General features: G+C 62.9%; 24 protein-coding genes. 19 read left to right on the forward strand and 5 right to left on the reverse strand.

From position 1 onward, the window contains the following. The first annotated feature begins 12 nt into the window (after nucleotides 1-12). Nucleotides 13-1206 carry a kynureninase gene (gene kynU / locus GOX53_RS16940; RefSeq protein ID WP_171178376.1) on the forward strand — a complete coding sequence of 398 codons (1194 nt, stop codon included), beginning with the start codon at nucleotides 13-15 and terminating at the stop codon, nucleotides 1204-1206. On the opposite strand, the gene GOX53_RS16945 is transcribed toward kynU, so the two are convergent. After that, complete coding sequence (locus tag GOX53_RS16945; RefSeq protein WP_171178377.1) at nucleotides 1199-1780, reverse strand: TetR/AcrR family transcriptional regulator; 582 nt, start codon at nucleotides 1778-1780, stop codon at nucleotides 1199-1201. The two genes, kynU and GOX53_RS16945, sit on opposite strands and share 8 nt — an antisense overlap. A 101-nt stretch (nucleotides 1781-1881) precedes the next feature. Here GOX53_RS16945 and GOX53_RS16950 point away from each other — a divergent pair, with 101 nt between their 5' ends. The 3 genes from GOX53_RS16950 to GOX53_RS16960 all read left to right on the forward strand — a co-directional run bounded on the left by GOX53_RS16950 (nucleotide 1882) and on the right by GOX53_RS16960 (nucleotide 5604). Next, nucleotides 1882-2346 (forward strand): (2Fe-2S)-binding protein, encoded by a 465-nt coding sequence (locus tag GOX53_RS16950; protein WP_171178379.1) that lies wholly within the window; start codon nucleotides 1882-1884, stop codon nucleotides 2344-2346. A 3-nt stretch (nucleotides 2347-2349) separates the two neighbouring features. Then, nucleotides 2350-4590 (forward strand): xanthine dehydrogenase family protein molybdopterin-binding subunit, encoded by a 2241-nt coding sequence (locus GOX53_RS16955; protein WP_171178381.1) that lies wholly within the window; start codon nucleotides 2350-2352, stop codon nucleotides 4588-4590. A gap of 231 nt (nucleotides 4591-4821) precedes the next feature. Beyond that, nucleotides 4822-5604, forward strand: a complete 783-nt coding sequence (locus tag GOX53_RS16960; protein ID WP_171178383.1) for a prephenate dehydrogenase — start codon at nucleotides 4822-4824, stop codon at nucleotides 5602-5604. A gap of 64 nt (nucleotides 5605-5668) precedes the next feature. On the opposite strand, the gene GOX53_RS16965 is transcribed toward GOX53_RS16960, so the two are convergent. Next, the gene (locus GOX53_RS16965) at nucleotides 5669-6448 is read right to left on the reverse strand and encodes a gamma-glutamyl-gamma-aminobutyrate hydrolase family protein (protein WP_171178385.1); all 780 of its coding nucleotides are present in this window, start codon (nucleotides 6446-6448) and stop codon (nucleotides 5669-5671) included. Nucleotides 6449-6620: 172 nt separating this feature from the next. On the opposite strand from GOX53_RS16965, the gene GOX53_RS16970 reads away from it, so the two are divergent. Further along, on the forward strand, nucleotides 6621-7577 hold the full coding sequence (locus GOX53_RS16970; protein WP_171178387.1) for a phosphatase PAP2 family protein: 957 nt from the start codon (nucleotides 6621-6623) through the stop codon (nucleotides 7575-7577). Between the two features lie 3 nt (nucleotides 7578-7580). Here GOX53_RS16970 and GOX53_RS16975 read toward each other — a convergent pair whose 3' ends face one another. Further along, the gene (locus GOX53_RS16975; RefSeq protein ID WP_171178389.1) at nucleotides 7581-8006 is read right to left on the reverse strand and encodes a heme-binding protein; all 426 of its coding nucleotides are present in this window, start codon (nucleotides 8004-8006) and stop codon (nucleotides 7581-7583) included. 82 nt (nucleotides 8007-8088) lie between these two features. Next, the gene (locus GOX53_RS16980) at nucleotides 8089-10236 is read right to left on the reverse strand and encodes a malate synthase G (RefSeq protein ID WP_171178391.1); all 2148 of its coding nucleotides are present in this window, start codon (nucleotides 10234-10236) and stop codon (nucleotides 8089-8091) included. A gap of 197 nt (nucleotides 10237-10433) precedes the next feature. Between GOX53_RS16980 and pepN the strand changes: the two genes are divergently transcribed. From pepN to GOX53_RS17020, 8 genes are all read left to right on the forward strand, one after another. Next, on the forward strand, nucleotides 10434-12986 hold the full coding sequence (gene pepN / locus GOX53_RS16985) for an aminopeptidase N (protein WP_171178393.1): 2553 nt from the start codon (nucleotides 10434-10436) through the stop codon (nucleotides 12984-12986). Between the two features lie 50 nt (nucleotides 12987-13036). Further along, nucleotides 13037-13561, forward strand: coding sequence for a hypothetical protein (locus tag GOX53_RS16990; protein ID WP_171178395.1), 525 nt, complete (start codon nucleotides 13037-13039; stop codon nucleotides 13559-13561). A gap of 132 nt (nucleotides 13562-13693) precedes the next feature. Then, the gene (locus GOX53_RS16995; RefSeq protein ID WP_171178397.1) at nucleotides 13694-14125 is read left to right on the forward strand and encodes a hypothetical protein; all 432 of its coding nucleotides are present in this window, start codon (nucleotides 13694-13696) and stop codon (nucleotides 14123-14125) included. A 113-nt stretch (nucleotides 14126-14238) separates the two neighbouring features. Next, a complete protein-coding gene (locus GOX53_RS17000) occupies nucleotides 14239-15474 on the forward strand; it encodes a hypothetical protein (protein ID WP_171178399.1) in 1236 nt (411 codons plus the stop codon). A gap of 108 nt (nucleotides 15475-15582) precedes the next feature. After that, entirely contained in the window at nucleotides 15583-17094 is a 1512-nt protein-coding gene (gene gatB / locus GOX53_RS17005) for an Asp-tRNA(Asn)/Glu-tRNA(Gln) amidotransferase subunit GatB (protein ID WP_171178400.1), read from the forward strand. Between the two features lie 292 nt (nucleotides 17095-17386). After that, nucleotides 17387-18055, forward strand: coding sequence for a hypothetical protein (locus GOX53_RS17010; RefSeq protein WP_171178402.1), 669 nt, complete (start codon nucleotides 17387-17389; stop codon nucleotides 18053-18055). Next, nucleotides 18052-18450 (forward strand): hypothetical protein, encoded by a 399-nt coding sequence (locus GOX53_RS17015; RefSeq protein WP_171178404.1) that lies wholly within the window; start codon nucleotides 18052-18054, stop codon nucleotides 18448-18450. Before GOX53_RS17010 ends, GOX53_RS17015 begins: the two co-directional genes overlap by 4 nt. Nucleotides 18451-18647: 197 nt before the next feature. Then, nucleotides 18648-19097 carry a DUF4177 domain-containing protein gene (locus tag GOX53_RS17020; RefSeq protein WP_171178406.1) on the forward strand — a complete coding sequence of 150 codons (450 nt, stop codon included), beginning with the start codon at nucleotides 18648-18650 and terminating at the stop codon, nucleotides 19095-19097. Between the two features lie 223 nt (nucleotides 19098-19320). Here GOX53_RS17020 and GOX53_RS17025 read toward each other — a convergent pair whose 3' ends face one another. Further along, nucleotides 19321-19575 (reverse strand): BolA family transcriptional regulator, encoded by a 255-nt coding sequence (locus GOX53_RS17025; protein WP_171178407.1) that lies wholly within the window; start codon nucleotides 19573-19575, stop codon nucleotides 19321-19323. Nucleotides 19576-19681: 106 nt separating this feature from the next. Between GOX53_RS17025 and GOX53_RS17030 the strand changes: the two genes are divergently transcribed. The 6 genes from GOX53_RS17030 (at nucleotide 19682) to cobT (ending at nucleotide 25232) form a co-directional block, all read left to right on the forward strand. After that, nucleotides 19682-20305: a DnaJ domain-containing protein gene (locus GOX53_RS17030; protein ID WP_171178409.1), complete on the forward strand. Its 624-nt coding sequence runs from the start codon at nucleotides 19682-19684 to the stop codon at nucleotides 20303-20305. A gap of 283 nt (nucleotides 20306-20588) precedes the next feature. Then, nucleotides 20589-21029 carry a hypothetical protein gene (locus tag GOX53_RS17035; protein ID WP_254446595.1) on the forward strand — a complete coding sequence of 147 codons (441 nt, stop codon included), beginning with the start codon at nucleotides 20589-20591 and terminating at the stop codon, nucleotides 21027-21029. A 199-nt stretch (nucleotides 21030-21228) separates the two neighbouring features. After that, on the forward strand, nucleotides 21229-22215 hold the full coding sequence (gene cobS / locus GOX53_RS17040) for a cobaltochelatase subunit CobS (protein ID WP_171178413.1): 987 nt from the start codon (nucleotides 21229-21231) through the stop codon (nucleotides 22213-22215). Next, nucleotides 22212-22610, forward strand: a complete 399-nt coding sequence (locus tag GOX53_RS17045; RefSeq protein ID WP_217351812.1) for a hypothetical protein — start codon at nucleotides 22212-22214, stop codon at nucleotides 22608-22610. Before cobS ends, GOX53_RS17045 begins: the two co-directional genes overlap by 4 nt. A 46-nt stretch (nucleotides 22611-22656) precedes the next feature. Then, nucleotides 22657-23358: an aspartate/glutamate racemase family protein gene (locus GOX53_RS17050; RefSeq protein WP_171178417.1), complete on the forward strand. Its 702-nt coding sequence runs from the start codon at nucleotides 22657-22659 to the stop codon at nucleotides 23356-23358. Beyond that, a complete protein-coding gene (gene cobT, locus GOX53_RS17055) occupies nucleotides 23355-25232 on the forward strand; it encodes a cobaltochelatase subunit CobT (protein WP_171178418.1) in 1878 nt (625 codons plus the stop codon). Before GOX53_RS17050 ends, cobT begins: the two co-directional genes overlap by 4 nt. The last annotated feature ends 199 nt before the right edge of the window (nucleotides 25233-25431 follow it).

Consider the following 25431-nt stretch of genomic DNA (forward strand, 5'->3'; position numbering starts at 1 on the left):
CACGAGGCCATCATGACCGATTTTGCCGCCACCAAGGCGATGTTCGATCTGCCTAAGGGCGTGCTCTATCTGGACGGCAACTCGCTTGGCCCCCTGCCCCGCGCGGCGCAGGCGAGGGTGCAGGAGATGATGGCGGACGAATGGGGCCAGATGCTGATCACCGGCTGGAACAAGGCCGGATGGATGGCGCTGCCCACAGGGCTGGGCGACCGGATCGGACGGCTGATCGGGGCCGAGCCAGGCCATGTGGTGATGGGCGACACGCTGTCGATCAAGGTCTATCAAGCACTCGCCTCGGCACTGGAGTTGAACCCCGACCGCAAGGTGGTGCTGTCGGACAACGGCAACTTTCCCACCGATCTCTACATGGCCGACGGGCTGCTGCGCTCACTGGGCGGCGATTACGAGTTGCGGGTGGTCGACCCGGAGGCGGTCGAGGACGCCATCACCGATGAGATTGCGGTGCTGATGCTGACCGAGGTCGACTACCGCACCGGCCGCCTGCATGACATGAAACGGCTGACCGAAAAGGCCCATGCGCAGGGCGTCCTGACCAACTGGGATCTGGCCCATTCCGCCGGGGCGTTTCCGGTGGATCTGGCGGGCTGTAAGGCCGACTTCGCGGTGGGCTGCACGTACAAGTATCTCAACGGCGGCCCCGGCGCGCCCGCCTTCATCTATGTCGCGCCGCGCCACGCGGACACCGCACGCCCGGCGCTGTCGGGCTGGCTGGGGCATGAGGCACCCTTTGCCTTCGACCTCGACTATCGTCCCGGCGAAGGGATCGAGCGGATGCGGGTCGGCACGCCGCCGGTGATCCAACTGACCGCGCTGACATCGGCCATGGATGTCTGGGACATGGCCGATATCGCCGATGTGCGCGCGAAATCCGTTGAACTGACCGAGTTGTTCATCGCCGGGGTCGAGGCCACCTGCCCTGAGTTGCAACTGGCCAGCCCGCGCGATCCGGCCCTGCGCGGCAGTCAGGTCTCGTTCCGCTTCCAGGAAGGCTACGCCGTCATGCAGGCCCTGATCGCGCGCGGTGTGATCGGCGATTTCCGGGCGCCGGACATCATGCGCTTCGGCTTTACACCGCTTTATATCGACGAGAGCGATGTGCAGGGCGCCGTCGACATCCTTGCCGACATCATGACCAACCGACTGTGGGACAAGCCGGAATACAAGATCCGGCAAAAGGTCACCTGACCTCCAGCCCTGCCCCGATCAAAGCCGCCAGTTGGGCCACGCGGGTGGTGTAGTCGTCATAACTCGGCACCGCGGCCTTGATCCCCTTGAGAGCGGCGGTGATCGTCGCGGCCACATCCTGCGCCTCGCCGGTCAGCCGCACCCGGCCTTGCGCCGCCTCACGCTCCAGCCAGTCCGCATAAAGATCGCGCAGCCGCGCCTCGCCCGCGTCGGAAATATCCGAGGACGTCGCGTTGCTCGCATCCAGCAACTCCATTCCATGCGGAGAGCTGAGCATTGCCGCCATCACGTCGCCGCCCTGCGCCGAAAAGGCACGGGCGATCAGATCCCGTATGGTTCCCTCCCCGCCCAGCGCCTCGGCCACATCCGCCGCCGCCATGTCGTAATAGTGCTGCGCCAGACTGCGAAAGATCGCCTCTTTGTTCTTGTAATGCAGATACACCGCCGGGCGGGACATCCCCGCGCCGCGCGCTATGTCATCCATCGAGGTCTTGCGGAATCCATATGCCGCAAAGGCCTGCCAGGCCGACATCAGAATCGCCTTCTGTTTGGGATCGACATCCAGATCTTTCATGATCCGACCTCTGACAGTTCGAACACTATTTGTCAATTGACATGCTGACACTTTCAATTAATTATGTCAGCAACCCTAGCTTCAGCGGAGACAAACGCGCCATGGCAACCTCTCTCACCATCAACGGCACGGCGCATCAGGTGGACCTGCCTGACGACGTGCCCCTTTTGTGGGTCCTGCGGGACGAGATCGGACTGACCGGCACCAAATTCGGCTGCGGTGTGTCCGCGTGCGGCGCCTGCACCGTGCATATCGACGGCGAGGCGGTGCGGTCCTGCCAAATCGCGCTGTCGGATGTGCAGGGCGAGGTGACCACCATCGAAGGCGTCGGCTCCCCCGACGCCATGTCCGCGATCCAGCGGGCCTGGGTCGCGCATCAGGTGGCGCAATGCGGCTATTGCCAGTCGGGCCAGATCATGCAGGCGGCCTCGCTGCTGGCACAGAACCCGGCGCCGACGGATGCCGAGATCGACGAGGCGATGCAGGGCAACCTGTGCCGCTGCGGTACCTACCCCCGCATCCGCGCCGCGATCCATGATGCGGCCGCCCGGATGAAGGAGGCGTAAGAGATGGCAAGCATTGGTAAAATCGTACGCCGCACCTTCCTGATCGGCTCAGCCGCCATCGTCGGCGGTGTGGCCTTCGGCGCCTATTACGTCACTCGCCCCGCCGCCAACCCGCTGAAACCGGGCGAAGGCGAGGCCGCGCTGAACCCCTTTGTCCTGATCGACCAGAACGGCGTCACCCTGTTCGCGCCGCGTGCCGAAATGGGTCAGGGGGTCAAGACCACCTGGGCCGCACTGATCGCCGAGGAACTGGATGTGGAACTGGATCAGATCACCGTCCTGCACGGACCGGCGGCAGCGGCCTATTACAATACCGCGATGATCGGCGAGGGTCTGCCCAACAAGGGCTATGACATCTCGAACTTCCAGCACAACCTGGCCGAGGCGCTTGGGGTGATCGGCAAGGTGCTCAGCCTGCAGGTCACCGGTGGCTCGACGTCGATGAAGGACGGGTTCGTACGCATGCGCGAGGCCGGCGCTTCGGCCCGCGAGACACTGAAACAGGCCGCGGCCGAGCGGCTGGGTGTGGACCGGTCGCAACTGACGACCGAGGCGGGGCACGTGATCGCGCCAGACGGCAGCAAGATCCCCTATCCCGAACTGGCAATGGATGCCGCAAAGCTCGACCCCGTCGAGGCGCATCTGCGCGACCCCGGCGAATGGCGCTATCTGGGCAAGAACCTGCCCCGCCTCGACATGGTGGGCAAATCCACCGGCACCGCCGAGTTCGGCATCGACGTACGCCTGCCCGGGATGAAATTCGCCTCTGTCCGTATGAACCCGAAACTTGGCGGCAGTATGAAGAGCTTTGACGACAGCGCCGCCAAATCCATGCCCGGTGTCGAAAAGGTGGTCGATCTGGGCGATGGCGTGGCCGTGGTCGCCTCGAACACATGGCTGGCCATTCAGGCGGTCGAAGCGATTGAAGTCGAGTGGGAGGACGCCCCTTACCCGCCCGAGACCGACGCGATCTTTGCTAAGATCGCCGAGGCTTTCGACGAAAGCCCCAACTCGACCATGCGTGACGATGGCGATGTCGGCGTGATGCCCGAAGGCGCCACCGAGATCACCGCCGAATACACCGTACCCTATCTGGCCCATGCCACGATGGAGCCGATGAACGCCACCGCGCTGTTCTCGGGCCGCAAGCTGGAGTTCTGGGGCGGCAATCAGGCGCCCACCTTCATGCAGATGAAGATCGCCGCCGCCGCCAATCTGGACAGCGAACAGGTCGAGGTGCACACCACCTATCTGGGCGGCGGTTTCGGCCGTCGGGGCGAGTTCGACTTCGGCGTCATCGCCACCAAGGTCGCCATGGCCATGCCCAACGTGCCGGTGCAGACCACCTGGAGCCGGGAAGAGGACATGCGCCACGACTTCTACCGCCCCGGCGCGATGGCGCGGATGCGCGGCGCGGTCAAGGACGGCAAGGCGGTGCTGATCGACGGTCGGGTGGCCTCGCAATCCTGCACTCACCAGGCGGTCGAGCGGATCACCGGCTTCGCCGGCGGCGGCCCTGACAAGGTGCTGGTCGAAGGTCTGTTCAACCAGCCCTATGCGGTTCCCAACTATCGCATCAGCGGCCATATCGCAGATCTGCAGATCCCGGTCGGCTTCTGGCGCTCGGTCGGCAACAGCCACAACGGATTCTTCCACGAAACCTTCATGGATGAGATGGCCCATACCGCCGGCCGCGACCCGCTGGAATTCCGGCTGGAGCTGATGAAAAGCGAACACGCCCCCTCGGCAGGCTGTCTGGAAGCGGTGCGCGAGATGTCCGGCTGGACCGGCCAAACGCCAGACGGCGTGGGCCGCGGCGTGGCCTTCACCTACAGCTTCGGCACGCCTGTGGCGCAGGTCATAGAGGTGTTGGACGAAGACGGTACCATCCGCATCAACAAGGCCTGGATCGCCTGCGACATGGGGCTGGCGCTGGACCCGGAAACGGTCAAGGCGCAGATGTTCGGCGGCATGATCTATGGCCTGTCGGCGGCCTGCTATGGCGCCATCACCTTTGCGGATGGTGAGGTGGAGCAGTTCAACTTCCCCGACTACGACGCGATCCGGATGCATACATCGCCGCAGGTCGAGGTCCGGGTGCTTGAAACCAACCGCCACATGGGCGGCGCGGGCGAGCCCGGCACGCCGCCCTCGATGCCTGCGTTGGGCAATGCGCTGTTCGACCTGACCGGCAAGCGCGTGCGCACACTGCCATTTGCCGATCACTTCGACCTGCTGGTCTGACGATGCACATAGGCCCCACCCGGCAACGGGCGGGGCCTCTTCCTGTTCCCGGCTGTTGACTTCGCCCATCCTGATCCGCTAACGGGCAGGCATGAGCAACCGGACCTTCATCCGTAATTTCTATTATATCCCGTCCAGATAACGGCGGGCGCTCACTCATGTTCAACCGCCGCGACAGGCGGTTCGAACGAAACACATCCCTGCATCGCGGCTTTCTCCCGGAGTATCCCGATGCAATCCCGACCCCTCATTCGTTCTGTTGGCCTGATCGGCTTTGGCGCCTTTGGCCGCCTCATCGCCCGGCACCTCGCGCCGCTGACACCGCTGGTGGCGCATGATCCCCGCCCGGTCCCGGCGGATATGGCAGGAGTGTCCTTTGGCACGCTGCCACAGGCTGCCGCCTGCGATCTGGTCATCCTCGCGGTCCCGGTGGCGCAGTTGGAACCCGTCCTGACCGACCTCGCCCCGCATCTGCGGCCCGACGCCGTGGTTGCGGATGTCAGCTCGGTCAAGGTCACACCCGTCCAGCTGATGGAGCGCCTACTGCCCGCGCATGTGAGCATTGTCGGCACCCATCCCCTGTTCGGCCCGCAAAGCTCCGCTGACGGCATCGCGGGCCGCAAGATCGCCCTCTGCCGGGTACGCGGAAATGCCTGCCTGACACTCGCCGCCCTCTGCCGCAAACTGCTGGGTCTGCGCCCCCATCTGGTCTCGCCCGAGGATCATGACCGGGAGGCGGCGGTGGTGCAGGGCCTGACTCATTTCATCGCGCAGATCGTGTCCCGGATCGACCCGCTGCCCGACCGCCTGACCACGGTCAGCTTCGACAAGCTGCGCGAGGCCATCGACATGGTCCGCCACGACCCACCCGGCGTGTTCGAAGCTATTGAGCGCAGCAACCCGTTTGCCGCCCCGGTCCGGGACCGTTTTCTAAGCGAAGCGCTGGAACTGGCAGGTGACCTGGACCGGCCCATAGCACTTCGCGAAATACCTGAAGCACCTGACGCTGCCTGAAATCAAAGATTTCGGGCACGTTCGGCGATGCCGGATGGATCCAGTTCTCTGCGAAGTTCTGTAATCAGGCAGATTTCTGGAACAAACCGGTGCGCTTACCCTCGACCCAACCGCGCGCCGCATCGCCAAAGGCCTGAAACAGCGGGCGCGAAACCGGATCGTTGGCCGCATCCCACTCCGGATGCCACTGCACCGACAGGGTAAAGCCCGGCGCATCCTTGACATAGGTGGCCTCGGGCGTGCCGTCCGGGGCATGACCATCGATCACGATCCCCTGCCCCGGCACCTTGATCCCCTGCCCGTGCAGCGTGTTGGTCATCACCTCGGGCGCCCCGAACAGACGGTGGAAGACGCCGCCCTCGGTCAACGTCACCACGTGGCGCAGGGCAAATTTCTCTTCTAGAGTGCCATCTGGCGGCATCCGGTGGTTCATCCGCCCCGGAAGCTCGCGGATCTCAGGATAAAGCGTGCCGCCCAGCGCCACGTTCACCTCCTGAAACCCGCGGCAGATGCCCAGAAACGGCTGGCCGCGCTCAACGCAGGCCCGGATCAGCGGCAGGGTTATGGCATCGCGCGCCCGGTCGAACTCCCCATGCGCCTCGGTCGCGGCCTCGCCGTATTCCTCAGGGTGCACATTTGGCCGTCCGCCGGTCAGCAGGAACCCGTCACAGATCTCCATCAGTTCGGCAACCGAGACAAAACGCGGATCGGCAGGAACCAGCAGCGGCAAACATCCCGACACATTGGCCACCGCGTCCGAGTTCATCGTCCCCCCCGCATGGGTGGGGTACTGGTCGTTCATCAGATAGGAGTTGCCAATGATGCCAACAACCGGACGCGCCATTCAATCCTCGTACACAATCAAACCGTTCAGACCTTCATGCCAAAACCAGCCCGGGTTTCAAAGTGCGGTTTCGCAGCCTCGACTGTGAATTTCTCAACAATCCCGCAAAAGTAACAAAGATTGGACACAAAGCCGGTGGAAATTGCGCCAAACAGCAGGAGTGTGGCATCACATGACCGAGTTGTCGGTTCAGACCAACGTGACATCCCCCACGCAAGGCGCGCGTATCGTTCTTGACCGGAATGAGCGCGTCCTGATCGGGCTTCTCGCCGGGGCGGCAATGCTATGCGTGGCTCTGGCGGCGCTAAAGGGGCAGGCGGTGGCCTGGGGGGCGTTCGGGCTGACTCTGGTGCCATCTCTGGGTTTGTTTGCCGCTGGCCTGTACATCCGCATGAAAAAGAACCAGCCCAATCTGGCCCATCTTGCAATCGCCAACAGCCTCTATCTGGGTTTTACGGGCGCCACGACACTGCTGATCTATCTGCGCTTCCCGATGACGGGTGCCTTGTTTGATCAACAATTGGAGCGCGTCGACGCCGCTCTTGGCTATTCCTGGCCCGATTTCGTGCAATCCGTGGCCACCTACCCCGAAATCGCCCGCGTTCTGGCGCTTGTCTACCACAGTTCCCTGCCGCAGCTCTTCGTGCTGATCGCAGTTCTGGCACTGACGGGCCGGATCGGGCAGCTCCACCGCGCGCTGCTGGCCGGTAGCCTCGGCCTACTGCTTACCACCTTGATCTGGTGGTTGGCCCCCAGCATTGGCCCCTCGGCGTTCCACAATATCCCGGCCGAGACGGCCGAAGCCATGAACCTGGTCACCAATATGCAATATGGCGCGTATCTGAGACAGTTGGTGGATCATGGCCTGCCAGTGATTTCACCGACCGACATCGTCGGCACCATCGCTTTTCCGTCTTATCACACGGTCATGGCGCTACTGATGATCTGGTATCTGCGGGGCACGGTGCTGTTTTTGCCGGCGCTCGCCCTCAACCTCGCCATGGTGCCGGCGATCCTGTCACATGGCGGCCATTACCTGACGGACATGGCGGGCGGGATCGCGACCTTTGCCATCGCCGCCTGGCTGGCCGGAAAACTGGCCAGCGATCCCCGTCCGGCTGCGCGTTAAGGATCAGATTTCGCCGCTCAGCCCAGCGCCTTCGATCCCGGCCAGAGCCGCCGCGGCATCGTTGTCCGACGTGTCGCCGGTGACCCCAACCGCCCCGATCACCGCACCCTTCTTATCACGCACCAGCGCGCCGCCCGGCACCGGCACCACCTGCCCGCCATAAACGCCATTCACCGCAGCCATGAAATACCCCTGTGCCTCGGCCCGCTGCATCTGGGCAGTGCCAGCCATGCCCAGCATCACCGAGCCATAAGCCTTGCCATGCGCGATCGCGAACCGCCCCGGCGCCGCACCATCCTCGCGCTCGAACGCGATGACATGCCCGCCCGCATCCAGCACCACGACCGAGAGCGGCTTCAGCTCCATCTCCCGACCCTTGTCCAGCGTCTTGCGAATGATCGTGCGCGCCTTGCGCAAAGAAATCACCATCCCTGCTTCCTTCTTCTGTTCAAAAATATCCTCGGGGGAGCGCGAGGGGGCAGACAGCCCCCTCGTTCCCGTCCCTTGCCGCTCAGCCCAGGCTGGCCTTCAGTTCCAGACGCCGCCCATGCAAAACCGGCTCGGTATAGCCCGAAGGCTGCACCCGCCCCTTGAAGACCAGATCGCAGGCCGCCTGGAACGCGATCCCGTCAAACCCCGGCGCCATCGGCCTGTACGTCGGATCATCCGCATTCTGCCGATCCACCACGGCGGCCATCTTCTGCATCGCCGCCATCACCTGCGCCTCATCGACCACACCGTGATGCAGCCAGTTGGCCAGCGCCTGGGACGAGATCCGGCAGGTCGCGCGGTCCTCCATTAGCCCGATATCGTGGATATCCGGCACTTTCGAACAGCCGACACCCTGATCGACCCAGCGCACCACATAGCCGAGGATACCCTGCGCGTTGTTCTCCACCTCGCGGGCGATTTCCTCGTCGCTCGGGTTGCGCCCACCCAGCAGCGGAATGGTCAATAGATCGTCCAACGTACCACGCGCGCCACCAGCGGCCAGCTCGTCCTGCCGGGTCAATACGTTGACCTTGTGGTAATGAGTTGCGTGCAGCGTCGCGGCGGTGGGCGACGGCACCCAGGCGCAGGTCGCGCCCGACATCGGATGGCCGATCTTGGCCTCCAGCATATCCCCCATCCGATCCGGCATCGCCCACATGCCCTTGCCGATCTGCGCCCGGCCCTTCAGCCCGCAGGCCAGCCCGATATCGACGTTGCGATCCTCGTAAGACGCAATCCACGGCGTGTTCTTGATATCGCCCTTGGGCAGCATCGGCCCGGCCTCCATCGAGGTATGGATTTCGTCGCCGGTGCGATCCAAAAAGCCAGTATTGATAAAGGCCACCCGCGACTTCGCAGCGCGGATGCACTCCTTGAGGTTCACCGAAGTCCGCCGCTCCTCATCCATGATGCCCAGCTTCACCGTGTTGCGCGGCAGACCCAGAATGGCCTCGACCATATCGAAGATCTCGACCGAGAACGCCACCTCCTCCGGCCCGTGCATCTTGGGCTTGACCACATAGACCGAGCCATGGTCCGAGTTGCCGCCCTCGCGCTGCAGATCGTGCATCGCGATCATGGTGGTGCAGAGCGCATCCAGCAGCCCCTCACCGATCTCGTTGCCTTCGGCATCGAGCACCGCCGGATTGGTCATCAGGTGGCCCACATTGCGCACCAGCATCAGCGAGCGGCCCTTGAGCATCACCTCAGAGCCATCAATCGCCGTGTAGTTCAGATCATCGACTAGTTCCCGTGTGAAAGTCCTTCCGCCCTTGGTCACCTCTTCGGTCAGGTTACCCTTCATCAGACCCAACCAATTGCCGTAGGCCAGCACCTTGTCCTCGGCATCAACAGCCGCCACAGAGTCCTCACAGTCCATGATGGTGGAGAGCGCGGCCTCCAGTATGACATCAGCGATGCGAGCCGGATCTGTTTTGCCGATAGGATGGTTGTCGTCCAAAACGATCCGAATGTGCAGATCGTTGTTTTTGAAAACGATTTCCTGACAGTCCTGCTTAAACCCAACAAGCTGTTCGCTCCGAAGCAGTTTGCGTTCAGCGTCTTCCGTCCTAAACACAAGCCCATCCGGTTCCAAATCGAATCCTGTCACGTCGGCCCAATTGGCGCCCGCCAACGGCACGGCCTCATCTAGGAACCCTTTCGCCCACGCGATCACTCGCGCACCACGGGCTGCGTCATAGCCCTTGCCCGCAGGCACATCGCCCATCGCATCGGTGCCGTAGAGCGCATCATAGAGGCTGCCCCAGCGCGCATTGGCGGCGTTCAGTGCAAAGCGGGCGTTGGTGATGGGCACCACTAGTTGCGGGCCGGGGATCGCGGCAACCTCGGGGTCGGTATTGGCGGTGTCGATGGCAAAATCCGGCCCCTCATCGACCAGATAACCGATCTCGCGCAGGAAGGCCTCATAGGCAGCAGGGTCATGTGCCTCGCCTCGGCGCGCCACATGCCAGGCGTCGATCCGGCTTTGCATCTCGGCACGTTTGGCCAGAAGCGCGCGGTTCTTCGGCGCCAGTTCGGTCACCATACGCGCCATTCCGGCCCAGAAATTTTCGGCGTCAATCCCGGTTCCGGGCAAGGCATGATTTTCTATGAAATCCACCAGTTCCGAGGCCACCTGCAACCCGCTCCGGTTCTGTCTGCCGCTCATATCCGCCGTCCCTCTTGCCATTGTGTGCCACTGCATGCAGCCCAATTAGAACGAATGTTTCCGATAGGCAACGTGCTCCGCTGCGTCCTGCCCGCCGGAACCCGGCATCCGCGCACCCGCAGCACACGTGCACCCGCTTGCAGCCCCCGCGCGAACTCCATAACGTCGCGCCTGAGACCAACGCGATGAGGCCCCCAATGCGCGACGCTTCCCCCACCACGATCTATCTCAAGGACCACACTCCGTTCGGCTATATCGTGGACAGCGTCCACCTGACCTTCGACCTTGTGCCGCACGCCACCCGCGTCACCTCGCGCATCGCGTTCCGTCCGAACCCGGACGCCGAGGACAAAACCTTCTTCCTGCATGGCGAAGAGTTGAAACTGATCCGCACCGCCATCGACGGGCAAGAGGTCACGCCGGAACTGACCGATAAGGGCCTCACATGCCCCGTCCCCGACGCACCTTTCACGTGGGAAGCCGAGGTTGAAATCGACCCGGGCAACAACACCGCGCTCGAAGGGCTCTACATGTCCAACGGCATGTACTGCACCCAGTGCGAGGCCGAGGGCTTCCGCAAGATCACCTATTACCCCGACCGCCCCGACGTGATGTCCACCTTCTCCGTGCGCATCAACGGCCCCCACCCGGTGCTGCTGTCGAACGGCAACCCAACCGGATCGGGTGACGGCTGGGCCGAATGGACCGACCCGTGGCCGAAACCGGCTTATCTGTTCGCGTTGGTCGCCGGAGAGCTGGTAGCCCATTCCGACCGCTTCACCACCCGCTCGGGCCGCGACGTGGCGTTGAATCTCTATGTCCGCCCCGGCGACGAGGGTAAATGCGCTTTCGGCATGGAGGCGCTGAAGAAGTCGATGACCTGGGACGAAGACGTCTATGGCCGCGAGTACGATCTGGACGTTTTCAATATCGTCGCGGTGGACGATTTCAACATGGGGGCGATGGAGAACAAAGGGCTGAACATCTTCAACTCCTCGGCCGTTCTGGCCAGCCCCGAAACCTCGACGGATGCCAATTTCGAACGCATCGAAGCCATCATCGCGCATGAGTATTTCCACAACTGGACCGGCAACCGCATCACCTGCCGCGACTGGTTCCAGCTCTGCCTGAAAGAGGGGCTGACGGTGTTCCGGGACGCCCAGTTCACCTCCGACATGCGCTCGGCCTCGGTCAAACGCATCCACGACGTGATCGACCTACGCGCGCGGCAATTCCCCGAGGATCAGGGGCCGCTCTCGCACCCTGTTCGCCCGGAAAGCTTTCAGGAAATCAACAACTTCTATACGGCGACCGTCTATGAAAAAGGCGCCGAGGTCATCGGCATGCTCAAGCGGCTAGTGGGGGATGAGCCCTATGCCAAGGCGCTGGATCTCTATTTCGACCGTCACGACGGGCAGGCCTGCACCATCGAGGATTGGTTACAAGTTTTCGAGGATGCCACGACCCGCGACCTGAGCCAGTTCAAGCGCTGGTATTCGCAGGCGGGGACGCCACGGGTGAAGGTCGAAGAGGATTGGGCCGATGGCACCTATACCCTGACCCTCAGCCAGAGCACCGCCCCCACCCCGGGCCAGTCCGAGAAGCAGCCGCAGGTGATCCCGGTCGCGGTTGGCCTGCTGGGGCCAAATGGTGACGAGGTGCTGGGCACGCAAATGCTGGAACTGACCAAGGAAAGCCAAAGCTACACCTTCGACGGGCTGGCGGCCAAACCGGTGCCCTCGATCCTGCGCGGCTTCTCAGCGCCGGTGGTTATCGACCGAGACACCACCCCCGCCGAACGCGCCTTTCTGCTGGCCCACGACACCGATCCTTTCAACCGGTGGGAGGCCGGACGCGCGCTGGCGCAAGACACGCTGTTACGCATGATCACCGAGGATGCGGCCCCGAATGCCGACTATCTCGACGGCCTGCTCGCCGTGCTGCGGGATGACAGCCTCGACCCGGCCTATCGCGCCCTGATGCTCGGCCTGCCCACCCAGTCGGAACTGGCCGCCGCCCTGCACGAGCGCGGCACCACGCCCGACCCGATGGCGATCTGGACCGCGGTCGAGACGTTGCGACAGGCCACCGCCCAGCACATGCAGGACCTGCTGCCACGCCTGCACGGCCAATCGCTGATCGACGCCCCCTACCGGCCCGATGCCGAACAATCCGGCAAGCGCGCCCTTGGCAGCGCTGCGCTGGCGTTGATCTCGCGTCTCGATGGCGGGGCGCAGGCGGCGGGAGAATACGCGCGGGCCGACAACATGACGCTGCAACTGAGTGCGCTGTCCTGCCTGTTGAAGTCCGGCAAGGGTGAAACGGAACTGGCCGCCTTCTACGACCAGTGGCAACACGACCGTCTGGTGATCGACAAGTGGTTCGGCCTGCAGATCGCGCTGGCGGCGCCGGACAAGACGCCGGGGTTGACCAAGACGCTGACCGAACACGCGGATTTCAACTGGAAAAACCCCAACCGCTTCCGCGCGGTGATGGGCGCGCTGGCGATGAACCACGCGGGCTTTCACCATGAAAGCGGCGCGGGGTACGAGTTGCTGGCCGACTGGCTGATCCGCCTCGACCCGGTCAACCCGCAGACCACCGCCCGCATGTGCACCGCCTTCCAGACCTGGAAACGTTACGATGCGGACCGGCAGGACCTGATCCGGGCGCAGCTGATGCGCATTCTGGCCCAACTCGATCTGAGCCGCGACAGCCGGGAAATGCTTGAACGGATCAAGGCGGCCTGATCTAAACCCAAGTGTGCTGTACGCGAGTAGATCATTCAGGAGTTGATTTCGTGCCCATCCTCATTGCCGCCGTTGGCATCCTTGCCGCTGTTTTCTTTTTTCTGATACACGCCCGCCGTACTGCCGAAATGGCGGGAGAGCTGGCAGATATGGCCAATGACGTGCGCCTCGCGGCCCGCCGCTTCGGTTTTCGCCGCAATAGCAGCCTGCACCCGGTCGAAGCGATCGACGATCCGGACCTCGCAATCGCCGCCATGGCCATCGCGTTTCAGGAGCTCGACGGCCTGCCCACTCAGGATCAGCGCGACCGCCTGCATGTGCAACTACGCAAAACGCTGAGCATGGATGCAGAAACCGCAGAAGAGGCCATCGTCCTGTCGCGCTGGCTGGTTGCGCAATGCGGCGGCGCCGATCCGGCGCTATCGCGTATCGGGCGCAAACTGTTCAAACTCGCGGGAACAGAAACGCTGCAACCTCTGTTGAGTGTAATCCGGGGCAGTTTGGATGCGGACGCCGATCTGACAGTGCGGCAGAAAGAGGCGCTGGGGGACATCCAGCGTGTCTTCAAGCTCTGAGAAAGTGCGCGTGCGCAAGACCCCACCGATCACCACGGCAAGCGCCGATGAGGTTGCATGTAGCGGTCCAATCCCGCCACTGGTCTTGCACGTCCACATCATGTTGACCACAGATAACGTGACGGGCGATCAGTGACAGAGCCCTTTCGCTTTACCCGCCACAACCGTGCCCCGCGCACGGTGGCGATCTTGATCCTGATCTATGCCGCGCTCATTGCCGCGATCATCCTGTTCGACGCCGCTTGGTGGCTGATGGCGCTGCTAGCGCTGCCCACCCTGCCCGCGCTCTGGGATCTTTATGCCGATACCAGCGCCGGGCTCTCGATCGAGGGCGGAGAGCTGCGCTGGTTCACCGGCAGCCGCAGTGGCGCGGTGCGGCTGGAGGAAATCAAATACATGCGGTTCGACACCCGCTGGGACTTCTCGGTGCGGGTCTCGGCCTGCCTGCGCTCGGGCAAACGTATCCGGCTGCCGGATGAAGCCCTGCCACCACACCGCGCGTTCGAACAGAGGCTAACCGATCTGGGCCTGCAGGTGGTGCGCCATCATTTCAGGGTGTTCTGACCCAAATTCGAACCGCAATTTCACCAAATCCCCCGGCCCCGGCCATCATTCCGCCCTAAAGCCCGGTCACAAATGCCCGCAAGTTGCGAGTGACATTTCATGCGGGTTCCAAGATGATCGGTTTTGCCAGAGACATCCTTGCCAGACTGACGGCACGGCCTGACCCACACCCCGCTCTGCCCCCTTCTCCCCTGATCCGCGCCGAAGACCGCCTCTCGATCCCTGTTGCCGAGCGCAATGCCGAGGGTCTGGCCGGTCTTGACGCCCTGAAACGCGGACGTCATCTGGCCCGGCAAGAGATGTGGGCAGAACTCTCGGCCGAGATGCGGGCCGCCGACCAGGCCCGGGCCGCAGCCCAAGGAGGCATGCCGGTTGCCGAGCTTCTGGCCCTTGGCGCGCACTCGGATGTGACGCTGGCTGTGGATCACGCGCTGGCCGAGGATGTTGACCCCGATGACCCGCGCCTGGTCGCAGGTATAAGGGCGCTGGAGGCGGTGCTCAACGAACATGACGGCGATCCGATGATCGCGCTCGTGGTGGCGCAGGCGCATATGGAGATCGGCGGGGCATGGCGGGGCACCGGCTGGGACGCCACCCTGTCACAGCTCAACCGCGAGCGTTGCGCCGCCCATTTCGACCGCGCGGCCGAGATCCTGGCCCCTCTGCTTCACGCCGAACCGGACAGCACCGCGCTCGCCTCGGCGCGCTGTGCGCTTCTGGCTGGGTGCCCTGCCCCGGACACCAATCTGGCCGATGCATATGAAACCCTGATTGACCTCGACCCCGGGAACCCCCGGCACATGCGCGCTCTGGGCATACATCTGCTGCCCCGCTGGTCCAGCAGCTTAGACGCGCTGGAGCTTGAGGCCCGCCGCACTGCCGCCCGCACGCAGCAAATCTGGGGTGCCGCAGGCTATGCTTGGGTGTATTTCGACGCGATCACACAGGATGAAGAGGCCTGCGCCCGCGTCGATGTGGCGTTCTTTCTGGACGGCCTGCGCGACATTCTGCAACGGCACCCTGGGCAGGAGATGATCAACCTGCTTGCCGCCTATTGCGCGATTGCCCTGCCCGCCGGGTTGGGCCTGCATGAAGAGGCCGATCTGGTCCGGGTTCAGTTGTGCGAGGCGGCGGACTGGCTGATCCGCGATCACCTGACCGAGCTGCATCCGCTGATCTGGGCCCATGCCGCCGAGGGGTTCGATAACACCGCGCGTCTCTCCTCGCCCCGCCGTTTTGCCGCGCGCGGGCGGGCCGACGCACTGCAGGCCCTCGCCGGGCATTTCCGCGCCGAGCTGCGCCGGGGACAACACATCACCTTTACTCCGACCGGTCTGCGCTGCGCGTAACCGGCGGCGGGTTGGCCGGGAACCAACGCAAAGCGCCTTTGCCCCTTGCCCCTGTCGCGCGCCGGGCCTAATACGCAGGCTTAGACTTCTGCGGACAAGAGGCGCGCCATGCTCGACCTGACCTATGAAATGCCCAAACCCAAGACCATTGCCGGTGCCAAGCACGATTGGGAACTGGTGATCGGGATGGAGGTGCATGCGCAGGTATCCTCGAACGCCAAACTGTTCTCGGGCGCATCGACGCAGTTCGGGGCCGAGCCGAACTCGAACGTGGCCTTTGTGGACGCAGCAATGCCGGGGATGCTGCCGGTGATCAACGAGTATTGCGTGGAACAGGCGGTGCGGACCGGGCTGGGTCTGAAGGCGGATATCAACCTGAAATCGGCCTTTGACCGCAAGAACTATTTTTACCCCGATCTGCCGCAGGGTTACCAGATTTCCCAGCTTTATCAGCCTATTGTGGGCGAAGGTGAAGTGTTGGTTGAGATGGGTGACGGCACAGCGCGCAAGGTGCGGATCGAGCGCATCCACATGGAGCAGGACGCGGGCAAATCGATCCACGACATGGATCCGAACATGTCTTTTGTTGACCTGAACCGGACCGGTGTCTGCCTGATGGAGATCGTCTCGCGCCCCGATATTCGCGGGCCGGAAGAGGCTGCGGCCTATATCGCCAAGCTGCGCCAGATCATGCGGTATCTGGGCACCTGCGACGGCAACATGCAGAACGGCAACCTGCGCGCGGATGTCAACGTGTCGATCTGCCGTTCGGGTGATTACGAGAAGTATCAGGAAACACAGGATTTTTCGCATCTGGGCACGCGCTGCGAAATCAAGAACATGAACTCGATGCGCTTCATCCAGCAGGCGATCGAGGTCGAGGCCCGCCGCCAGATCGCTATCGTCGAAGCCGGTGGTATGATCGATCAGGAGACCCGTCTTTACGATCCCGACAAGGGTGAGACCCGTTCGATGCGGTCCAAGGAAGAGGCGCATGATTACCGCTATTTCCCCGACCCCGACCTTCTGCCGCTTGAGATCGAGCAGGCCTGGGTGGACGATATCGCGGCCCGCCTGCCGGAGCTCCCGGACGAGAAAAAAGCACGTTTCATCAATGACTTCGGGCTGACCGACTATGACGCCTCGGTGCTGACGGCCGAGGTGGAATCGGCGGCGTATTTCGAGGAAGTGGCCAAGGGACGCAGCGGGAAACTGGCGGCGAACTGGGTGATCAATGAGCTGTTCGGGCGCCTGAAGAAGGAAGATCACGACATCACCGAAAGCCCCGTGAGCCCGGCGCAGCTGGGCGGCATCATCGACCTGATTTCCTCGGACGCCATTTCCGGCAAGATCGCCAAGGATCTCTTTGAGATCGTCTATACCGAAGGTGGCGATCCTGCTGAAATCGTTGAGAAACGTGGCATGAAACAGGTGACCGACACCGGCGCCATCGAGGCCGCGCTGGACGAGATCATCGCCGCCAATCCGGCGCAGGTCGAGAAGGCCAAGGTGAACCCGAAACTGGCCGGCTGGTTCGTCGGTCAGGTGATGAAGGCGACCGGCGGCAAGGCCAACCCGAAGGCGGTGAACCAGTTGGTGAGCCAGAAGCTGGGCCTCTGACCGACCCGAGATCTTCCGTTTTGTACACGCCCGGCAGGCCCCCCTGTCGGGTTTGTACGTTTTGTACATGAGCCGGTTCGGCACCTGAACCGCCGTCGATCCGCTGCCTCTCAGAGCGGGGACGGCACCCTGGGCAATGGTGGAAAGCCATAGTTGTGACAGAACCGGTTCTGTGGTAACCCCAAGGCGTTTTTGAACAAATTTTTATCATTTGGGCGGCCCGCTATTCGCATTTCGACCCGCCCGAAACCAACATTTGAAACCGGTTCCTCTGCAGCCGGGGAGATTGATTATGGGCGACAAAGCCATTGACCTTGTTCACAAGAAGAAAACCAAACGCATGGATTTCCGCATCGACGGGAAAAAGGGGCAGGTCTGGGTCCGGCAGACCTGGAACTACGTCTATGTGACCAAGAAGAAAGCCTCGAAATGGACGCCGAAGGAAAAGAAGGATTTCCATGTCGCGATTGAAAAGACGATCCGGAAAGCCTGGAACGGAAAGTTCGTTCTGACGGTCAAGGGCAAGTCCGAGTTTGCCGCGCATTACAAGGGCAAGACCCTGACGGTTCACTTCGACGTGGACCCGGTCTCGTCGGGTGCGCACTGGACGGTGACCGCCGCCAAGATCCCGAAGGGCGATTTTCACGGCAGCAAGGTGAACTGGGGCAATCAGACGATCGAGTTGGATACCGAGGACATGAATCCTGCCAAAAAGAAAGGCGCGCCCAAGGGCGTGACCCAGGACCCGGCGGCGCATGAGTTCGGGCACGCGATCGGCAACGCGACGGGCTCACCCGCCGGGCATGCCGACGAATACAAGAAAACCAGCGCTTACAAGCATCACAAGAAGAGCATCATGAATGTCGGCATGAAAGTGAAGAAACGCCATGCCGACTATCTGGTCATCGAACTGAACAAGATCATTCCCGACACCACCTTTGTTGTGAAGAGCGTCAAGTGACGCCCACCAAACTGGCCATTGCGATGGTGGCCATGGCCGCCATCGCCGCCGGGTGCACCCAGGCGCAAACGACACAGCAAGACAACGGAGATGACACCATGACCGAGCCAGAGATCGTGATGGAGTTGATTACGCAAGACTATGAGGCGGCGGTTGCCAAGCTGGGCCCGCCCGCAACGCAGGAGGATTTCAGACTGTCGCGGGGCGAGACCGAGTTTCGCATCGAGTTGCTTAACTATTACACCGAAGCTCAGTTGAGAGACGCGCCGCCCTTGATGCGGGAGGCGACCTGGACCCTGTCGCCCGAAAGCAACCTGACCATCTGGTTTGCCAAGCGGAACGGGGCCTGGCCGTTCCTGCATTATCAGTCCTGGCATCCCGAGGATGACTTTTGATGCCTTGGGCCGGGAGGCCCTGCCTTGGCGGCGCCTGCCCTCTCTGACCCCTGTGCTTCCTGACCCGTTGAGCCATGTGAATGACCGCGAACCGTCGTCCCTCGCGGGTCGTTGCTGGTTTCCGGGCGCACAAGACGGCCTCTGGTCTTTGCATCGCAGGTTGCTATAAGCTGCGCGCAAATAACAGAGGCCCGAGCATGACCCTTTACGAATACAAGGTTGTTCCCGCTCCGCAAAAGGGAACCAAGGCCAAGGGCATCAAGACGCCCGAGGCGCGGTTTGCGTTGTCGATCGAGCAGGTGTTGAACCAGTTGGGGCTGGAGGGCTGGGAGTATCTGCGGGCCGAGTTGCTGCCGAGCGAGGAACGCACCGGGCTGACCGGTTCGACCGTGAACTGGCGCAATGTTCTGGTGTTCCGCAGAACCGCCGAGGACGCGGCCGAGGCCCATGCGCATCCGGTCGAAATGCCCAGCCACACGCCCGAGGGCGTACCCCTGGCCCGGCCGGTGCCGGGGCCTGACGCGGTAGAGGCCCCTGCCCCGATTTCCGAGGAGGCGGAAGACCCGCCATTGTCTTTCAAGAGCGCTCAGGACCCCGAAGCAGCCGACACCGAGACGGACGCAAAGCCCGGGGACAAACCGGAATAATAGGCCCGGTTGCGCTGCGCGCGGCAATCTTCGATATCCGTGGCACACGGCGAGACTGCTTGAGACGCGCTGCGGCGCCATTGCCGCTGGGGTCACACTTCCGATCAGCGCGGCCCGGTTTGTTGCGTCTCGCGATACGCCTGACTCACCCAACGCCGCCCGAAATCAAAGATTTTGGGCGCGTCAGGAGATGCTGGGTGTGTGAAGTTTCTCGCGCGGTGCCCTAGTCGCCGATATCCAGCGCCAGCGCGTGGATGCGGGGCACGATGTCGCCCAGCGCCTTGTGCACCGCCCGGTGGCGCGCCACGCGCGATTGCCCCTGGAACGCGTCGGCGCGGATGCGGACGTTGAAATGGCTCTCGCCGCCTTCGCGGTAGCCGGCATGGCCCCGGTGGCTTTCGCTGTCGTCCACCACCTCGAGCTCGCGCGGGTCGAAGGCGGAATTCAGCCGGTTGCGGATGTCATCGGTCAGGCTCATGTCAAAAATGGCGGCAAATAATTTGCCGCCCCCTCTTCTATCTGTCGCCACATAGATTAAACTGCTGCCTCCGAGTCGAAAAGCCGAGTTCGTAAGGATCAGTGCGATGACGAAACCAGACCCGTTCGGGTTCGATATGTCGGTCTCGAGTGCCAAGAAGAAGAACCCGCGCGGGCGGCGGGGCATGTCGGGCGCGTCCGAGACCTCGGTCCGTGTCTGCGATCACGAGGGCTGCCAGGAGGCGGGCAAGTTCCGCGCGCCCAAGGCGCCGGACGTGCTGGATGATTTCTACTGGTTCTGCCAGCAGCATGTGCGCGAGTACAATCAGAAGTGGAACTTCTTCGATGGCACCACCGAGGCCGAGCTGAATGCGCAGCGCTCGAAGGACAAGGTGTGGGAGCGCGAGACCAAGCCGATGGGCGATCCCGAGGCGCGCGCCTGGGCGCGGCTGGGCATCGAGGACCCGCATCAGGTGCTGGGCGAGAACGCCACCAAGAACCCGGGCCGCAGCGCCGGCGGCGGGCGGCGGCTGCCTCCGACCGAGCGCCGGGCGGTCGAGATCCTGGAGGCCAAGGACACCTGGACCAAGGCCGAGGTGCGCAAGGCCTACAAGAAGCTGATCAAGGTGCTGCACCCGGACATGAATGGCGGCGACCGCAGCCAGGAAGAACAGCTGCAGGAAGTGGTCTGGGCTTGGGACCAGATCAAGGACAGCAAGAACTTCAAGTAGGGTTTGGACAGGCCGTGCCCTGCGGGGCTGGCCGTCTCTCTTAAAACGAGTTCGGCTAATCAGGGCTGTTGTCGAGCGCGGCCTGATCGGAATTCCTGTCTGGCACTCGGGGGCGTTTCAAAGCATAGTTCCGGTGCTTTGATATCCCCTCTGGCAACGACCCGTCCTGATGCGCATCCCCTTGATTATTTGTGCCATTTCCCTGTGCGGGTTCCTTGCGGCACTGCTTTACCCTGCCGGGTCCGATTGGCTGTTGCTGGTCCTCCCCTGTTTGGCGGCCAGTTTGATACTGCTTGTCAAAGCGTGGCGCATCCGTATCCGGGTGTCCGGCAATTGGGTGATTGTGGACGGGTCGAATGTCATGCACTGGAAAGAGGGCACACCAGATATCGGAACCCTGCACGAAGTGTTGTCCGCGCTTGTAGACGCTGGCCTGAAACCGAGTGTCGTCTTCGATGCCAACGCAGGATACAAGCTCGCCGACCGGCATATGAATGATCGCGTATTGGCACGCGCGCTGGGCCTGCCGGTGAGCCGCATCATGGTCGCACCAAAAGGAACGCCCGCGGATCCATTGATTTTGCGCGCCGCAAGGGAGTCCGGCGCTCAGATCGTGACGAACGACCGGTTTCGAGACTGGGCCGAAGACTATTCTGATGTGTTGAAATCCAGAGCCCCGGTTCAGGGTGGATACAGGCAGGGCAAGCTCTGGCTGTCGCTTTGAGCGGCTGGTGCGACATCCTCGCCTGTATCAGGGCGTGAGCGGAAAAAGGTTACGCTCCAATGATCATAAGGCCAGTTTGAAATAAACATCTGGCTAGCTCTGCGCAGGCGGCGCACTTCCCCTTGCTCTCCCCGGCTATATGTTGCACCACACACGGGTTCAAACCCGGTGAACGGGGCAAAGGATAAGGACGAAACCCATGGCCGACGGATCGATTGATATCAATGCAAAACCCACCGAGGATATCTCGGTCCGCGAAGTGTTTGGCATCGACTCGGACATGGCGGTCAAGGGCTTTGCCGAGCGCAGCGACCGGGTGCCGGTGATCGACCACACCTACAAGTTCGACCCCGAGACCACGCTGGCGATTCTGGCCGGTTTCGCCCATAACCGGCGGGTGATGATCCAGGGTTATCACGGCACCGGCAAGTCGACCCATATCGAGCAGGTGGCCGCACGTCTGAACTGGCCTGCGGTGCGGGTGAACCTGGACAGCCATATCAGCCGGATCGACCTGATCGGCAAGGACGCGATCAAGCTGCGCGACGGCAAGCAGGTGACCGAGTTTCACGAGGGCATCCTGCCCTGGGCGCTGCGCAATCCGGTGGCCATCGTGTTCGACGAATATGATGCCGGCCGCGCGGATGTGATGTTCGTGATCCAGCGGGTGCTGGAGCATGACGGCAAGCTGACCCTGCTGGACCAGAACGAGATCATCACGCCGAACCCCAACTTTCGCCTGTTCGCCACCGCCAACACTGTGGGTCTGGGCGATACGACGGGCCTGTATCACGGGGTGCAGCAGATCAACCAGGCGCAGATGGACCGCTGGTCGCTGGTCTCGACGCTGAACTATCTGAGCCACGACGCCGAGACCATGATCGTGCTGTCGAAGGCGCCGCATTACAACACCGCGCAGGGGCGCAAGACCGTGAGCCAGATGGTGACGGTGGCCGACCTGACGCGGACCGCGTTCATGAACGGCGATCTCAGCACCGTCATGAGCCCGCGGACGGTGATCAACTGGGCCCAGAATGCCGAGATCTTCCGCAATGTGGGCTATGCCTTCCGTCTGTCGTTCCTGAACAAGTGCGACGAGTTGGAGCGGCAGACCGTGGCCGAGTTCTATCAGCGCTGCTTTGACGAAGAGCTGCCGGAGAGTGCGGCGAGTGCGAGCTTGGGGTGAGACAGGGAGCAGCCATAGCTCTCGCGACAGCGGCTTTGCTGAGTTTCACCTCAGCCTCGCCCGCGAGAGCGATGAATTGTGGCTATCCTTTTTCGAGCGGCGCCCTTGCGCATGCGCAGTGGAACCTGCTGCCTAACTCAATTGCGTCGTGTCTGGTTTTTGCGGGACAGCCTGCACTCTACTATGAGCCGGATGGCGATGGTGGTCTGTCACCGCTGGGCTGGAGAGTTGGTGAGGGTCCGACCTACTTTCTTTTCGACGAGGTTCGTAGTGTCGATGGCAAGATCTACCTGGGCACCGTACCGGGCAACTCTGAAAGATGCGCATATTCCGGCCGGCTGTTCCTGCCGGCGGCTGGCATGACCTGTTACTTCCGCGACGAGCAACCGGGATGAGCAAGGTTCAAACGGCTACACCGATCCTGTTTGGAAGGTAATGAAGATGCATATCGGCTTGATTGGCGGGATCGGAGTTGCGGCGACGGTGGTTTATTATCAGCGGCTGAGTGCGGCTGTGGCTGCGCGTGGCAAGCCGTTGGAGCTGACCATCGTGCAGGCGGATGTGCAGGAGCTGATCCGCAACAATCTGGCGGATGAGCGGGAGGCGCAGGCGCAGGTTTATGCGGGGCTGATCGACCGGCTGAAAGCGGCCGGGGCGGATTGCGCGGCGATCACCTCGCTGGGCGGGCATTTCTGTTACGCAGAAACCGTTGCGCGGTCGTCCCTGCCGATGGTGTCTGCGGTCAAACCGCTGGATGCGTATTTCGCGTCGCAAGGGTACGGGACCGTGGGGCTGCTGGGCACGCGGGTGGTGATGCGGACGAAGCTCTACGGGCAGTTGGTGCAGTCCCGGGCGGTGGCGCTTGAGGACGAGATCGAGACCCTGGGGCAGACCTATCTGGATATGGCCGTGGCTGGCGCATGCTCTGACGCGGATCGGGCGACGTTTCTGAGCGCGGGACAGCGCATGGTGGATGATCTGGGCGCGGATGCCATCGTGCTGGCGGGCACCGATCTGAATCTGGCCTTTGACGGGCAGAGCCCGGGGTATACTGTGGTTGACGCGCTGGATGTGCATGTGGATGTGCTGGCGCGGCTGGCAACCCGTGAGATGACGCTTGAGCAAGCAGGGGCAGACAGATGAGCAAACCCTCCGACAACCCTGCCGATCCGTTCAAGAAGGCGCTGGCCGAAGCCACCAAGGTGATGGCCGACGACCCGGAGCTGTCCGTCAGCTATACGGTCGATCCGTCGGGCATGTCGGGCGACTCGATGCGCCTGCCGCAGGTGAGCCGCCGGATGAGCCGCGAAGAGGTGCTGCTGGCGCGCGGGACGGCGGATGCACTGGCGTTGCAGCGCAAATATCACGACGACGCGACGCACAACCGCTATGCGCCCCCCGGTGACATGGCGCGCGATCTCTATGAGGCGATGGAGACGGCCCGGTGCGAGGCGATGGGCGCGCGGGACATGCCCGGGACCGCGTCCAATATCGACGTCAAGATCAGCCACGAGGCGATCCGGCGCGGCTATGACCAGTGCAAGCAGCCGTCCGAGGCGCCCTTGCCGGTGGCGGCGGGTTATCTGATCCGGCATCTGGCCACCGGGCGCGATCTGCCGCCGGCCGCCGAGAACGTGATGAACTTGTGGCGCGGCTTCATCGAGGAGCAGGCGGGCGGGACGCTGGAGAACCTGGCAGACATCCTGTCGGATCAGACCGAGTTCGCCCGGTTCGCCCGGCAGGTGATCGACGATCTGGGCTATGGCGACCAGTTGGGCGAGGACCCCGACGAGTTGGACGAGGATCAGGAGGATCAGGCCGAGGACGACGCTGACGAACAGCCCGATCCCGACAGCACCGGGCAGGACGATCAGGACGAACAGGACGCCGACGCCAACCCGGAACAGACGCAGGAAGAGCAGCAGGACCAATCTCAGGCCCAGGTCTCGATGGACGAGATGGCCGAGGATGAGATGGGCGATGAGGCCGAGATGCCCGAGGGCGAGGCGCCGCTGGAGCCGCCTGCCCCGCCGCCCGCGTCCGAGGCGGACCCGGATTACAAGGTGTATCTGAACACGCATGACGAGGAGATCGACGCCGAGGATCTGGCGGAGCCTGCCGAGCTGGAGCGGTTGCGGGCCTATCTGGATCAGCAGTTGGAGCCTTTGAAAGGCGCCGTGTCGCGGCTGGCCAACAAGCTGCAGCGCCGGTTGCAGGCGCAGCAGAACCGGTCGTGGGAGTTTGATCGGGAAGAAGGCATTCTGGATGCAGGCCGCCTGGCGCGGGTGGTGGCGAACCCGACGACGCCGCTGAGTTTCAAGGTCGAGAAGGATACCGAGTTCCGGGACACGGTGGTGACTTTGTTGCTGGATAACTCAGGCTCGATGCGCGGGCGTCCGATCTCGATCGCGGCGATCTGTGCCGACGTGCTGGCGCGGACGCTGGAACGCTGCAATGTGAAGGTCGAAATTCTGGGCTTTACCACCCGGGCGTGGAAAGGCGGTCAGGCGCGCGAGGCGTGGTTGAACGATGGCCGTCCGCAGCAGCCGGGGCGGCTGAACGATCTGCGTCATATCGTCTACAAGGGCGCCGATGCGCCCTGGCGGCGGGCGCGGCCCAATTTGGGCCTGATGATGAAAGAGGGCCTGCTGAAGGAAAACATCGACGGCGAGGCGCTGGAATGGGCGCACCGGCGGATGCTGGCGCGGCGCGAGCAGCGCAAGATCCTCATGGTGATCTCCGATGGCGCGCCGGTCGACGATTCAACTTTGAGCGTCAACCCCGCGAATTACCTGGAAAAACACCTGCGTGACGTGATCGCCATGGTCGAAAAACGAAAGATGGTCGAGCTGCTGGCCATCGGCATCGGCCACGACGTGACGCGGTACTATGACCGGGCGGTGACGATCACGGATGTGGAGCAACTGGCCGGTGCGATGACCGAACAACTGGCGGCCCTGTTCGACAGCGACCCGCGGGCGCGGGCCCGGGTGATGGGGATGAAAAAGGCCAGCTAGGTTTGCTGGCCCTGCCGTGTCGGGCGGAGCACGAAACTTGAGAGCCATCTGAGCGCGATCTGCATGATCCGCATTTCCGGTTTGAATTGTGGACCGGCGTGCTTGGGTCTGTGCCGGACGGCGGGATGGCGCAGCAATGCGGTATCGAAGGGAGGCATCATTTGGGGGTCTCCTGTCTGGTTGCCTCCAATGTGGCGAT

It is taken from the genome of Ruegeria sp. HKCCD8929, assembly GCF_013031405.1.
GTDB lineage: Bacteria > Pseudomonadota > Alphaproteobacteria > Rhodobacterales > Rhodobacteraceae > Ruegeria.